Here is a 15,361-nt window from a genome sequence, read left to right as displayed (position 1 = left end):
TTTTTATCACAGTATTAATAATTAAATCCCAATTTATCCAATCCTTTTTTAATATCACTATTTTGCATAAATAAATTCCATAATAAACCCGTTCTATGGTTCTCTATCATAATAATTTGGGGACCTTGATCTATAGCCAAATAAGCTTCTGCCACCCAATAATTGTGTTGAGGACTAAAAGCATCGTAAAATCCAGCAGGTCCTAATAACTTATCTTTATGTTTGTAAAAATAGTGCATCGCTTTTAAAGATTCTTGTGGTGTGTAAGGAATAGAACTTATTGCTGCTGTAGGCGAAATAACCCCAGAATCATTGTTTGGTTTATGAGCCTTATAACCTATTCCGCCATCGTCTTTCCTAGTATAACTTGCCGTTAAGCCCCAACACTCTTTTCCATAATCTCGAAAACCCTTAGGGTTCCCCACACAATACTGGTAATTGATTTTTGAATGGCTCACATTTAATTGCCAATAATTACCATATTGATCAGATAAATTCTTTGGATTTAAACCTAAAAAAGAATAATGGGAAAAAAATAAAGGCCCACCAAATTGTGGAGCTCCTGCATGTTTTAAAACCAAAGGATATCCATATTGTGAAGCAGTAGATTTTATAGCTCCTTCATTGGCCCAACCTTTTTCATATACTTCTTTGGTAATGGTATAGTCCGGTGAGGCCGCGGCCAAAATATAAGCAATCATTGTTTCGTTATGGCCTCTTAGTCTTAAGTTTATTTCAAAACCAAAATTTGGACTCCAATGCCAAAGCAATTCGTCTTTGTTATTGGTGTACCAATTCCATTCAACACCTTTCCATAATTCATCTGCTTTGGTAGCCAGTGCTTTTTCTTCATCATTCCCATTCTTAAAATATTCCCTTACACAAATTAGACCTTGCACTAAAAAGGCAGTTTCAACGAGATCTCCCCCATTGTCTTTAGCACTAAAAGGTTTTACTGAACCACTATTACCGTCTAACCAATGTGGCCATGCACCATGAAAACGATCAGCATTTTCTAAAAAAGTTAAAATTTTATTGAAACGTTCCACACCCTGAGTTTTGGTAATATAACCGCGTTCAATACCAACAACCAGAGCCATAAGTCCGAAACCCGTTCCTCCAGAAGTAACCGTATTGGCATCGTTTGAAGGATTTCCTGGATGATAACGTTCCCTAGCTGCTCCAGATGCTGTATGGGCAAAATCCCAAAAGTACCTAAAGGTTTCTTTTTGGGTCAAGTCCATAATCTCTTCATCGCTCAATGTTGGAAATGGATCTGGTGGCTTAGGTGGTTCATAGACGTAATCATCTTTTTTGCACGAGAGTAGAATTACAGTAATTAATATTAGTATTGATTTTAATTTCATTGTTTTATTAGAAATGATACTGTGGATACTGTTTTTTTTAATTTTATTTGTGCCGTAATTGTTCTATGAGCCATCTTTATAACGATGTCAGGTTGAGCGGAGTCGAAACCTATTTATAGTTTTGATTTAGTTCTCGACTCCGCTCGAACCGACATAAGAATTTCGATAATGTATTAATTTTCAGAGTTATGACAATATATTTTGATATGTATTTAACTGCCGATCTTTTTTACTCCAAATACGGACTTGTAAAACCTAATTTCTTTAGTCCGTTTTGTACCTCTTTATTTTTCATAAACAAATCCCATAATAATCCAGATCTATAATTTTCAATCATCACTGGAATAGGACCCTGGTCAATAGCCAGATATCTTACTGTTTTCCAATCATGTTCTAAGGTTATGGCATCATAAGGGCCATATTTACCAATATATTCAGGCATATCTTTATATAAATGTCTTAACATTTGCATACTTTCTTTTGGCGTATAAGGAAATGAAGAAAGTGCGGCAGTTGGTGAAACCACACCTATATCCTTATCGGGTCTATGTCCTGCATATCCTTTCATTGAATAGCTTGAGGTAAAGCCCCAAAAATTCTCACCATATCCATTAAAATTATTAGGATTCTCAATAGCATGCTTGTAGTGAATCAACGCATGATTTCTGTTCAATTTCCAGTAATCGCCATAAGTGTCCTTTAATCCTTTTGGATTCATTCCCAAATACGAATAATGTGCCCAAAAAAGTGGCCCAACAGGTGATTTATCATGTTCATAATGATCCAATTCGGTTTCTAAACCGTAAAAAACCGTGTCTTTAGCAATATCTCCATTTCTTGCCCAACCCTTGTGATATACTTCAGGTTTAACAGCATGTGTAGGTGAACCTGCCGCTAAAATGTACATAATTAAAGCTTCGTTGTAACCTCCCACAGGAAAATTCATTTCCCATTTATATTCTGGTGACCAGTGCCAGTACAATACGTTTTCGCCCTTGGTGTACCAATTCCATTCCACTTCATTACAAAGCTGTTCTATTTTTGCTACCAATTCTTTTTCTACATCATTACCTTCTCTAAAATATTCAGCAACAGTTAACAGTCCTTGGACTAAAAAGGCAGTTTCAACTAAATCGCCTCCATTGTCTTTTTTACTGAACGCTAATGTTTTTCCAGTTTCTCCATTTAACCAATGTGGCCATGCACCATGAAATCGATCTGCTTTTTCAAGAAAATCAACAATTTTCACATAACGGTCAAAAGCCTCTGCCTTTGTTATAAAATTTCGCTCAATACCAACTAAAATAGCCATTAGACCAAATCCACTACCTCCAATGGTAACCGTATTTTTTGGTGATGTGGGATAAATATCGTCCATGTGCAAACGTTCACGAGCTAATCCAGAATTAGGTTCTGCTCCTTCCCAGAAATAATTGAAAGTTTGCTTTTGGATTTTGTCTAATAATGTTTCATCTTCTGCTGTAAGATTAAATTCAACCATTTGTTTGCTCATATTAGTTTTTAGTTCATCTATTCCTTCTTGTGCTTTTTCTTTGCACGAAAAGGATAGAAAACTTAAAAGGAATATTATAAATAGTTGGTTAATTGTTTTCATAGTTTATAGTGTTTTCTATTAATTATCATCTTGAAACTAAACATCAGGTAGAGAAATATCTTGAATTAAAATCTAAGACAATTTAATGGGATTCCTCCTTCGTCGGAATGACAAGTAAAAGATTAATTACATTAAGTAAATTTTAGCTGCACTCAATTAAGAATGCAGCTAAAAGACCATCTAGGTTTTAGCTTTGATGGTAACTACTAACTCAAAATAATTAATCTTTACATAATATCTTGTATTTCCTCTTGTGTCAACGCTTTGTTAAACAAATGTAAATCATCCATGTAGCTACTGTCAGATTTGTGATTCCAACCAGTAAAACGTGGTGCACCTGACATGATAGATAATATATCACAACCTGCCCAGTCCACACCAGCTACATCACTTTCTTTAACCATTTCGCCATTAATGTAAACTTTAGCCTTGCCAGGTGTTATTGTAAATGCTAAATGCACCCATTCTCCAGCAGCAGGATCAATATCTGCGGCTGAACCACCGTCAACCCAAACATTAGAAGTCCCAGTACCTACATTTAATTTAACACGTTGCATACCTCCAGCATCTTCACGGAAAAATCTAAACCCATAATTCCTGTTATTTTGTTTATCTGGATAATCCGCATTGTCCGGATCCTCAGGTCCCATAACTAAAATACCAGCTCTATTTGGTTCTGCATTTACTTTATACCAAAATGTGGCACTAAATGATTCTCCTTGCAAACCGGTAGTTGGAAGTGTTAAATAAGAATCAGTAGCCCCAGCATAGGCATTGCTACCTTTTTTAGCTTCTCCTGCATAGCCAGGAGAGCCTACTTCTGTAGCTAATGCCCCACCAACTAAGTTATTATATTTATCATCAAACTTCATATACAATGTTTCACCGTCTGCTGGTTCATAAGGATTGGTTACACCAATTACGTTTTGAATTTCTTCTTGAGTCATTGCTGTATTGAAAATACGCAATTCGTCCATGAAGCTGTTGTCAGATTTATGGTTCCAACCGTTAAAACGTGGTTCACCAGACATAATTGACATAATATCACAACCAGCCCAATCTACACCACCTTCTTCTAAAGTACTCTCTTTTACAACCTGACCGTTTATATAAACTACTGCTGATGTTGGTGAAATGGTAAAGGCAATATTTACCCATTCTGGATTGTCAGCGTCTAAATCAGCCGCAGTACCACCATCAACCCATACATTTTTAGTCCCTGTCCCTACATTCAACTTTATACGTTGTTTACCTCCGGCGTTTTCACGGAACATTCTAAATCCACTATTTCTATTATTTTGTTTGTCAGCTCCTTTATCAGGATCTGGAGGGCCAATAACCAAAATACCACCTCTATCTGGGCTTGCATTTACTTTATACCAGAACATTCCTGTCAGCTCGCTCCCTAACTGCAATGTAGAAGTAGGAATTGTTAAATAAGAATCAGCTGCACCAGCATAGGCATTAGGACTAGCAATTCCTTCACCTGCAAAACCAGGAGAACCAACTTTAGTAGCTTTAGTTACGCTAATTAGCTCAGTATAATCACCATCAAAAGCCATATACGCTACCTCGTTCGCAAATAAAGGAATGTAAGGTGGTTCTTTTTCAAAACTTACTATTTCAGATGTAGATTTACCATCTAAATCTGTCGCAGTAATATTTAACTCATGTACACCTGTAGTTAAGTTATCATAAGCAACTTCGGCCAACACGCGACGGTAATCTTTAAAATCATTCATTGTCGCAATTTCTGAACCATCCATTTTTACAGAAATATTGGCTACCTCTATATCATCAGTAACTTCAAAATCGATCATGATAGAGACGACGGGTTCATTTACTTTAATTTTTGTTCCCTCAACAGGATAATTAATAGTTATTTCAGGTGCGGAAGCATCTGGACCTGGATCTACCTGAGTTATAGGATCAATTCCGTCGTTACATGCTACTGCAAAAAGCATAAGCACTACAACTGCAATTAATTTTTTTATTGTTTTCATATTTTTAAATATTTAAATTATCATTAATTAGAAACGCCTTCCAAAATAGGGAATTGATCTACTTGACTTTGTGGATATGGAAGATATTTTTTATCTTCAGAAAAAGTTCTACCATCATAACTAAGTTCAGCTGTTTTGCCTAATCTAATCATATCAAAATAGCGTTTACCCCATTCCATTCCTAATTCAGCAAATTTTTCATCTAAAACATCATCAGTTGTAACTCCTGACAAGTTCCCTAATCCTGCTCTAGCTCTAACCTGATTTACAGCTTGATCTGCTGTCATTCCTGAACCATTAGCTCCTTGAGTTAGAGCCTCTGCATAGATTAACAGAATTTCTGCATATCGTATTATATTATAGTTTTTATTACTACCATAAGATGTTCTTCCTGGAATTAATTGATTTGAAGGTAAATAATGCTTACCACTAGCAAATAATGCACGTGCATAATCATTGATTCTATCACCATCTCTGGTTGTATTCTTCACAAAAGAAGGTAAAGTTGCATAAGCTGGATCTGATGTTATCTCAGCTATCCCTCTATCAGTAAATAAAACTGAAGTTTCTAAACGTACTGTTTCATTTCGGTCTAACATAAATTTGATAAACTTCATGCTAGGCTCATAAAAACCCCAACCACTACTTGCACCTAGCACTGCTGGCGTCCATCCTTGTGGCCCATAAGGTGCATATAAATGACTTTCTCTATCACCCTCACCTTGACCAAAGTCTGAATACTGTAAGTCTAAAATACTTTCGTCACTTAACTTACCTGGTGTTTTAAACAATTCATAAAAATCAGAAAACAAACTGAATTTACCTGAACTAATGATTTGCCCAGCAGCATCCGCGACGCCTTGATAATTTTTCAACTCTTGTTGTGCCAAGGCTTTGATTGCCAACGCGGTATATTTAGTAACACCGCCTGGTAAATCTTGACGCTCATTTGGACGCATATCTGGTAATACTGCAATAGCTTCATCCATTTGATCTGAAATGTGTTGCATTACCTGATCTTTGGTGGGTACCTCAGTTAGGGATAGTAATTCTCCAGTATCAGAAGATAATGGAATAAAAACATCTCCATATACTTGTGACAAGTGAAAAAGCATCATTGCTCTTAATACTTTTGCCTCAGCTATATATTGATCTCCTTTTGCTACCCCTGCCGCATCTGCTACTTCTTGATACCTTGCAATTTGTTCCATTGCGGTATGTGCAGTAATTATATCAACATATACATTTTCCCAAAGTGAATTGTACATCCAATAATCTTTATTGTAATTGAACAAATCTGTTTCGGCAAAATCTTGCTGATCACCTAATCCACCAGCATTTACATCATCACCTCTAACCGATATTAATAAAGGCTGTTCCCATCCTCTAGATTGAAACGCTTCATAAACACCAACAATGGAAAGAATCATATCTTCTGTCTTGGTAAAATCGGTACCACCAGCAAAATTGTTATTAAGCTGTAACTCGTCTAATTTGTCAGTACAACCCCAAGCAATTACTGCTAATAAGGTAAGTACAGATACTATCTTAGTTATTTTAAACATTTTCATAATTTTTTAAATTTTAATATTTACACCAATTGTATATACCGCAGGTATAGGATAGGTCTGATTGTCAACACCATTTGCTACTTCTGGGTTAAATCCATTGTAATTAAACAAGGTCAATGGCTTTTCAGCCGTAAAATAAATTCTGGTTCTTGGAATTTTTCCATGTTGCCCGTCTTTATTTATGGTATAACCCAAAGTTATATTTTGAAGCCTAAAAAAACCTCCATCTTCTACATAATAATCGCTTAATCGTTGATTCCACCCTTTTCTAACTCCAGCAGCCGAAGGATAAGAGTTTGTTGTGCCTTCACCATGCCATCTATTGATTGCGAAATCACGATCCCAGTTAGTATCACTGGTAAATATTACTTCACCTCTTTTACGATTAAGTATCTTATTTCCACCTTGGCCTACAGCACTGGCAGAAAAATCTAATGCTTTGTATTCAAAACCTAAATTAAAACCATAAGAATAAGTAGGTAAAAATGAGCCCAACACTACTCTATCATCATCATCTATAGTATTCGGGTCACCTCCATTTTCTTTATACTTAAAATCACCAGGAACTAAATTATTAGCCACGGCAACAGGATCAGCCTGTATTTCTGCATCATTTTGATATACACCAGCAACTTCACGTCCGTAAAAAGCAAATAATGGCTGCCCTACAATAGAACGTTGTCTAAATTCTGCTGAACCTGCATCTAAATGAGGTTGTCCATCCAAATCTAATACTTCGTTCTTTAGCGTTGAAAGATTTGCACCTATTGAATAACTGAAATCATCAGACACATTTTTATTCCAATTTAATGCCAGTTCAAAACCAGAGTTTCTTATCTCACCTACATTTTGTCGTGTAGCTCCAGGAATTAATGGTCTTTCAACAGGAATTACTGCATCCTCAGTATCTCTAACATAATAATCTGCCTCTAGAGACAAATTGTTATCAAACAATCTGGCAGTTATTCCGATATTGGTTTCTGAAGTAACTTCCCATTTAAGTGCAGTAAAATCACTTCCAGTATTTACACCACTAAAAAGCACATCACCTAATGCTGTTGTAACTACTGATGATGTAATTGAACCTTCACTAGAAGGCACTTTATCATTACCTAATTTACCCCAACTACCTCTTAACTTTAAATAATCAAAAACACCATTGTCTTCCATAAAAGATTCACTAGATATTACCCAACCAGCACCAATGGTAGGGAAATAACCCCACTTTTCTTGATACTTGTTGGTGCCATCAGCACGGTAAGTGGCATATAATAAATATCGATTATCATAATTGTAAGAGACTCTCCCAAAATAAGACAATCCATATTCTCGTGCTCCACCATCAACAACTCCTTCTTCTGGAGTAGTTTGTGCTTGACTTAAATAATAGGCTTCTTCACCACTTAGAGGGAAATTCAATCCAGTTGCTCCAAGCATTTCAAAACCTTCATCTCTAAAAGAGGTTCCAGCTAAAATTGTTAAGTCATGCTTATCAAAAGTCTGAGTAAAGGTTAAAGTATTATCCCATATCTGATTGGAAATATTACTAACCCTTTTACCTAATGAAGCATTTTCACGTTGAAAACTATTACCTATAAAATAAGGTAATCTTACATTACGTACTTCAAAATTCTGATAATTGTGATTGTATGATGTTTTAAAACTTAATTTATCTGGAATAATTTGTAGTTGAGCATAAAAATTAGCAAAAATATTTCTCGCCCTGATTCTATCTTCTGTAAATCTTAAAGTAGGAAAAGGATTTTGCCCTCCTCTATATCCAAGATCTTGTGCATTTGCATAATTAGTTGGAAACACATTGGGATCATCAGCCAAAGCTGGATCTAGCACTGGTAAGATTGGTACTGCATAATAAGCTAATCTCCATGCTGAATCTTCTGGATCATATCTAGTAGAATTACTAAAGACTGCGTTACCACCTATTGTAAACCAATCGTTTACCTTAAATTCTAATTTACTTCTTAAATTAAAACGCTCATATTCATTTTTCATATCTAAAATACCTTCCTGTGCAAAATAATTAGCACCAACAGCGTAAGTAGCCTTTTCGCTACCGCCTGTAAAGCCGAGACTATGACTCATAATTTGTGCAGGACGGATAATTTCGTCATACCAATCTGTATTTACATCAGGTACATTTGGATTAACTCTACTTCTTCCATAACGTTGCATTGCATTTAAAATAAATTGAGCATCTGGAGCTGAGCCAGATTCTAACGCAAGCGTTGTAAACTGTTCTGCATTAGCCACCTTTAATACATTCTGTGCAACTTGTGTTCCATAATATCCATCATAAGATATTTCTGACTTCTTATTTGCTGAACCCGATTTAGTTTCTATTAAAACTACACCATTAGCGGCACGTACACCATAAATAGCTGATGCTGATGCATCTTTTAAAATAGATATGGACTCAATGTCAGCAGTATTTAAGAAGTCTATATTGTTAAAAAACATACCATCGACCACATACAATGGTCCTGAGGCACCAGTATTATAAGAACCAATACCACGTACTCGAACTGTTGGGCCTCTACCAGGACCTCCATTGCTTACCACTTGTAATCCTGCAACTTTACCTTGCAAAGCCTGCATTGCCGAATTTGTCGGAGTTTTTATCAACTCTTCAGCCTTAACAGTAGTAATTGCAGAGGTTAAATCTTTTACTTTTAACTGACCATAACCTACAACAACTACTTCATCTAAAGCTTCTGCGTCAGCCAACATTACTACATTAATTTCGGTTTGGTCTCCAACTGTTATAGATTGAGGCGTAAAACCAATAAAACTGAATTCAAGCACGTCACCCTTATTGACTGTAATTGAATAATTACCATCAAAGTCAGTACTTGTTCCATTTGTTGTGCCCTGGATAATTACATTAACTCCAGGTAGCGGAAAATTATCATCTGCACTTGTTACAACACCTGTAATGGTAACCTCTTGGGCAAATGCTGTAAGTGAGAAGATAAAAAATAACAATAGTAAATGAATTTTAGACCTCACCAAAGAGCCACATTTAACTTTGTGGATCATACCATGATTGTCAGCAACATTTTTACTAAAGTTCGTGTCTTTTAAACATGCTCTTTTCATAAAATTATATATTTGAATGTTAGTATGGTTAAATTTAATACAACTATATATCTATTCAAAAAATGAAATACATTTTAATTACGTCAAAATATGTTAAAGTTCTTAAAACAGCTATTGACGTAGTAAAAACAAGTCTAAAAGTTATTAATTTAGGTAGGTATTTGTAAAAATGACGTAGTAATGACGTAGCTTTTAAGTAATGATATTTGGGTTTTTTTCAATCATTATTGTCAGAATATTCCATTTTCTAAAAATTGTTAGTAGTTTTTTAAAAATGTTTGTAAATCTTCTTTATCTAAATCTAATTTCTTTTTTAGGCGATAACGATGTGTTTCCACTCCCCTTTCTGAAATGTTCATTAGTGGTGCTATTTCTTTTGTAAGTATATTCATTTTTATGTATGCACACAATTTTAAGTCTTTGTGAGTCAATTTTGGAAATTCCTTTTTTAATTCCTTAAAAAAATCTTCATGAACTTGATTAAAATTATACTCAAAAATTTTCCATTCGTCCTTTTGCCCTAAAGACCCGTCAATCTTTTTTAACAATTTTTGATAAAGATGTGAGTCAAAACTATTTCTATTTAAAACAAACTCTCTTTTTAAACTGGTTAAGGTTTCATTTTTCTTAACTAGAGACATAGCATTATTTGCCAATTGCTTGCTTTTTAACTTAATTTCGTTTTTTAAAGCATCGTTCCTAATTGAAATCAATTGCTTTTCATTTTCTATTGATTTTTCTTTAAGTATTATAGCTTGCTTTTCTTCTAAATCAAGTTGTAACAGCCGTTGTTCTTTAGCTATTTTCCTTTTATGAAGTAAATAAAAAACAGCCGCAATCATTAGTCCTAATAACACATATAATAACAAGCCCGTTTTTGCTCGATACCATGGTGGATTAACATTAAAATATACGCTAGTAACCTCCGAAGGTATTTTGAAGTTATTATTTGATCTGAAATAAATAGTGTAAAGACCCTCTGTTAAATTGCTCAACTCTAACCTTTCTTTTTCAATCTTATTCCACTTGATTGGTTCAATGGTATCAATAGCGTATTCATAAAAGTGATTGGATGTACCTGGTACGGTTAAATCAATTGAAATATTGCTTTTATAAGTAAAATCTTCTTTATTAAAACCATTTAATGTTAATGTTTTACTATTTACACTAAAATTATCTATAATTGGCTTTAGCGGTATTTCATTTGCAGTTTTTTTAGATTTATCGGCAATGAGAAAGCCATCATTTAGACTTAATGCTAATTGGTTGTCTTTAAAATTTGAAATGTTCTCATAGCCAATAACCAATCTATTTTTAAAATATTTATCTGTGACAATCATTTGATAACTTTTACTGTCAAAAGATCTTAATTCAATAGCGTTTTCTTTTTTCAAACTAAGTACATTCTCATTTTCTTCTGAAATAATATAAGTGTCATTACCAAACTCATTATTTAACATTGGTGATTCTATTATGCTATCTTTTAAAGCCTCATATTTTTGCCAACCTTCATTTGTTTTGAAACAAATATCATTTTTAATTTTATATACACGAACGTTGTATTCAGAACTTAATCCTTTATTGTTATAATTTTGAATACTTAGAATATTATCATAAGTATCGTCAAATTTAATTCTATATAATCCTTTGTATGCATGTGCAGCCCAAGCAGTTGACTCATCTTCAAATACTAAAAAACGGAAAGGGTTTGTAGTTTCACCTAAATGCTTTATCTGCCAATGATTGTCCATTTTTTTATAAGATACTAATCCTACATAAGTGCCTTGCACATAAGTATTTTGGTGTTCAGGAACTTTTTTTATAACCCAGCCTCCAGCTTGGGTAGAAATTAATTTCAATTTTTTGTTCTCAACCAGATATGTACCATTATTATGACCACAGAATAATTGCCCTTCAATTTCTTTTAAATCCCAAACTTGCCCTTGTGAGTTTGGTATAAATTGTAACTTATTTTTTTTATCTAAATAATAAAGGCCAGTATTGCTGCCAACATAAGTTGTGTTATTATAATTAATTATGTCATAAACCGCACCCAGTTTTCCAGAACTATCATTATAAAAAACAAGATTAGAGCTTAGATCAACTTTAACAATCCCACTATTTAAGCCTAACCATAATTTACCATCATTTGTTACAATTTGACCTAGTACAGTATTGTTGAGCAAACCGTTTTCCTTATTTACTTGAAATTTTATTTGCCCAGTCCTATCGGTTAAATAAACACCATTTTGGATCGTTCCAAAAATGAAATAACTATCATTTTCTGAGAAACTATTTAATTGATATTCTTTTAATGTTGTATTTATTGGAGTTTGCCAAGGGGTCAACTTCCCTTTTTCATAAACAAAACAACCATGTAAGGCAGTACCTATTAGTAATTTATTATTTTGATATGGTATTATAAAGTTTACCTTTTTCTCATTCAATACATTATCGAAAATGAAAGGTAAAAGTTTCCGATCTTCTAACTTAAAAATTCCATCTTTTAGCGTTGCAACATAAAATTGATTGTTAACCAAGTGACAAGAAATAGTAGTTGAAGGTGGATGAATAATATCTATTTTACCATCTTCATAGATATAAATATTAAAAAATGAACGAAAAATAATGGCATTATCCCATTCAATAATTTGCCAAAACTCTTCATCATGAAAAGATTGACCTTTAATTAAACTACTTAAAGAAGTATATTTTAAAATACCTTTATTATCTTTTTGCCAATACCCAAACTCTTCATAAGAACCGACATATATTTTCTCATCTTTATATAAAACTGAACGCACCGTTGTCTTGTTGGGCATTTCTGTCAGCTTCCATTTAATTCCATCAAAAGTTAATAAGCCTTTATTGTTGGCAACGAACAACTGACTGCTATCCGTTTTTGAAAGTCCCCAATTTTGATTTCCCGCATTATAATCAGCAATAGAATAGTTTTTAAAATAGGGGCTGAACTGAGCATTAGCAGTTAGACTGAAAAAAATAAAAAAAGCAGAAAATATGTATAGTATTTTTTTCATTTTTTTTGGAAAAAAGTAACCAAATATAACCAAATAAAACTATGATTAAGTTCTAGCTTACGTGTAAATAACATTTTTTAAAAGACATTCTCAATTAAAAACTAAGGGTAAATCCTTATTTTTGCATCCAATAGATACTTTTTTTAAGTAAATATTTATTTCATGAAAAACATATACATACTAATATTGATTGCTACCCTATCGGCAACAGTAGCACAAGCACAAATTTTAAAACCCATTAAATGGGACGCCTCGGTTAAAAAAATATCGGATAGCGACTATGAGCTAATAGCTACAGCAACGATTGATTCTGGTTGGCATTTATATTCTCAAGCCGTTCCAGAAGATGGACCAATTCCTACTACTTTTACTTTTAAAGGTGATGCCAATTATGTTAAAAAGGGCAATACTAAAGAAGAAAAAGGTAAAACCGTACACGATTCTGTTTTTGATATGGAAATAAAATTCTTTGAAAATAAAGCCATTTTTAAACAACGAATTAAAGTGTTAAAACCAATTAAAGCAATTACTGGAGAGGTAGAGTTTATGGTTTGTGATGATACCCAGTGTTTACCACCAACAACTGTTGATTTAGAGTTTAATTTGAATTAAACTTCTTTTTTTGATAGGTATTAAAACAAGTTGCGTCTTAGTTAAAAAATAATTTTATAAATGTCAAAGTTCCTTACTACATTCCTTTTATTGTTCTTCGCTATAACATCCATCTATTCACAATTGGTAGATCCTGTTAAATGGGAAACAAGTGTTGAAAAAACATCAGAAACAGAATATACCTTGGTTGCAACCGCATCAATTGAAGAAGGTTGGCATTTATACTCGCAAGATGTACCAGAAGGTGGCCCAATAGCTACAACCTTTACATTTTATACTAATGATAATTTTGAGCTCGTAGGCAATACCTCAGAAGATGAAGGACATACTGAAGACGATGCTGTTTTTAATATGAAAATAAAATATTTTGATACTAAAGCCGAGTTTAAGCAACGTATCAAAATAATAAATAAAGAATTATCAGTTGTAAAAGGTGAAGTTGAATTTATGGCCTGTAATGATGTACAATGTACTGCACCCTTGCTTGAAGAATTTAATTTTATAATCAAAGGAAGTGGAGGAAGCAAAGCTGATGCTACTTCGGATGTTGACAAATTAGAACAAACTTCAAATGATATAGATTCAAAAAAAGATTCACAAAAAGGATTGTGGACTATCTTTTTTATAGCGTTTATATCTGGTTTTGCAGCGTTGTTAACCCCTTGTGTATTTCCTATGATACCTATGACGGTCAGTTTTTTTACCAAACAAAGTAAAACCAGAGCAGCGGGCATCAGAAATGCGATTATTTATGGAATTTCAATCATTGTAATCTATGTTTTATTAGGTACGGCGGTTACTGCCATTTTTGGTGCAGACTCGTTAAATGCCTTGGCTACCAACGTATGGTTTAACATCATTTTCTTTTTACTGTTAATTGTTTTTGCAGTTTCTTTTTTAGGAGCTTTTGAAATTACATTACCAAGTTCATGGGGAACTAAAATTGATAATCAAGCAGATAAAGGAGGTTTGATTGGCATCTTTTTTATGGCATTAGCATTGGCAATAGTATCATTCTCATGTACTGGACCAATAGTAGGAACATTATTGGTAGAAGCGGCATCAAAAGGAGGAATTGCACCTGTAATTGGTATGTTAGGCTTCTCTTTAGCCATTGCACTACCTTTTGCTTTATTTGCAGCCTTTCCAGGATGGTTAAATTCACTGCCTAAATCTGGTGGGTGGCTAAATACTGTTAAGGTGGTTTTAGGGTTTTTAGAATTAGCTTTTGCATTTAAATTCTTATCGCAAGCGGATTTGGTGCTTCAATTGCATTGGTTGGAACGTGAAGTATTTATTGCCATTTGGATTGCTATATTCGGTACCATGGCACTCTACTTATTTGGAAAAATAAAATTACCACATGATTCGCCACTATCTCATATTTCGGTAGGAAGGCTTAGTTTAGGATTATTAACCTTAGCTTTTACTATATACATGATTCCCGGATTGTGGGGAGCACCGTTGAATTTAATTTCAGCCTTCCCTCCTCCTCTCGATTACAGTGAATCTCCTTATGGAGTAGGTTATTCAAAATTAGGAAGTGGAAGTAGCACTAGTCATGATGATTTACCAGATGGAGCTCACTTATTAGCTCCTCATGATATTTTAGCGTTTAATGATTACGACTTAGGCTTGGCCTATGCCAAAAAAGTAAATAAGCCTGTTATGCTGGATTTTACAGGTTGGGCCTGTGTAAATTGCAGAAAAATGGAACAGAACGTATGGCCAAAACCTGAAATTTTAAGTATTCTAAAAAATGAAGTGGTATTAATTTCTTTATACGTTGATGATAAACGCCCTTTACCAGAAGGTGAAGAAGTAGACTCAAAATTAAGACCAGGAAAAAAATTAAAATATATTGGCCAAAAATGGAGCGAGTTTCAAACTATCCGCTATAAAGCGAATACACAACCCTTTTATGTTTTAATGGATCATGATGAGACTAACTTAAATACTCCAGTAGCTTACACTCCAAATGCTGATGAATATTTGGCGTGGTTAAAAGATGGTATTGGGAAGTTTAAAAAAGAATAAT

At 33.9% G+C, this 15,361-nt stretch carries 8 protein-coding genes; 2 read left to right on the top strand and 6 right to left on the bottom strand.

What is annotated here, in order from left to right:
* Positions 1 to 14: 14 nt before the first annotated feature.
* The 6 genes from U5A88_RS05240 to U5A88_RS05215 all read right to left on the bottom strand — a co-directional run bounded on the left by U5A88_RS05240 (position 15) and on the right by U5A88_RS05215 (position 12,711).
* A complete protein-coding gene (locus U5A88_RS05240; RefSeq protein WP_354204400.1) occupies positions 15 to 1,367 on the bottom strand; it encodes a glucoamylase family protein in 1,353 nt (450 codons plus the stop codon).
* A 229-nt stretch (positions 1,368 to 1,596) separates the two neighbouring features.
* Complete coding sequence (locus tag U5A88_RS05235; RefSeq protein WP_451962947.1) at positions 1,597 to 2,982, bottom strand: glucoamylase family protein; 1,386 nt, start codon at positions 2,980 to 2,982, stop codon at positions 1,597 to 1,599.
* Positions 2,983 to 3,209: 227 nt separating this feature from the next.
* Positions 3,210 to 4,985: a LamG domain-containing protein gene (locus tag U5A88_RS05230; RefSeq protein ID WP_354204398.1), complete on the bottom strand. Its 1,776-nt coding sequence runs from the start codon at positions 4,983 to 4,985 to the stop codon at positions 3,210 to 3,212.
* 23 nt (positions 4,986 to 5,008) lie between these two features.
* Positions 5,009 to 6,550 carry a RagB/SusD family nutrient uptake outer membrane protein gene (locus U5A88_RS05225; protein WP_354204396.1) on the bottom strand — a complete coding sequence of 514 codons (1,542 nt, stop codon included), beginning with the start codon at positions 6,548 to 6,550 and terminating at the stop codon, positions 5,009 to 5,011.
* A gap of 12 nt (positions 6,551 to 6,562) precedes the next feature.
* Positions 6,563 to 9,673 (bottom strand): SusC/RagA family TonB-linked outer membrane protein, encoded by a 3,111-nt coding sequence (locus U5A88_RS05220; protein ID WP_354204393.1) that lies wholly within the window; start codon positions 9,671 to 9,673, stop codon positions 6,563 to 6,565.
* A gap of 257 nt (positions 9,674 to 9,930) precedes the next feature.
* Positions 9,931 to 12,711 carry a helix-turn-helix and ligand-binding sensor domain-containing protein gene (locus U5A88_RS05215; protein WP_354204392.1) on the bottom strand — a complete coding sequence of 927 codons (2,781 nt, stop codon included), beginning with the start codon at positions 12,709 to 12,711 and terminating at the stop codon, positions 9,931 to 9,933.
* A 162-nt stretch (positions 12,712 to 12,873) separates the two neighbouring features.
* Between U5A88_RS05215 and U5A88_RS05210 the strand changes: the two genes are divergently transcribed.
* Both U5A88_RS05210 and U5A88_RS05205 read left to right on the top strand, forming a co-directional pair.
* Entirely contained in the window at positions 12,874 to 13,323 is a 450-nt protein-coding gene (locus U5A88_RS05210; protein WP_354204390.1) for a protein-disulfide reductase DsbD domain-containing protein, read from the top strand.
* Positions 13,324 to 13,383: 60 nt separating this feature from the next.
* Positions 13,384 to 15,360 (top strand): protein-disulfide reductase DsbD family protein, encoded by a 1,977-nt coding sequence (locus U5A88_RS05205; protein ID WP_354204388.1) that lies wholly within the window; start codon positions 13,384 to 13,386, stop codon positions 15,358 to 15,360.
* Position 15,361 lies beyond the last annotated feature (1 nt).

Source organism: Aureibaculum sp. 2308TA14-22 (assembly GCF_040538665.1).
GTDB lineage: Bacteria > Bacteroidota > Bacteroidia > Flavobacteriales > Flavobacteriaceae > Aureibaculum.
This window is presented reverse-complemented; position numbering and strand designations above follow the sequence as displayed.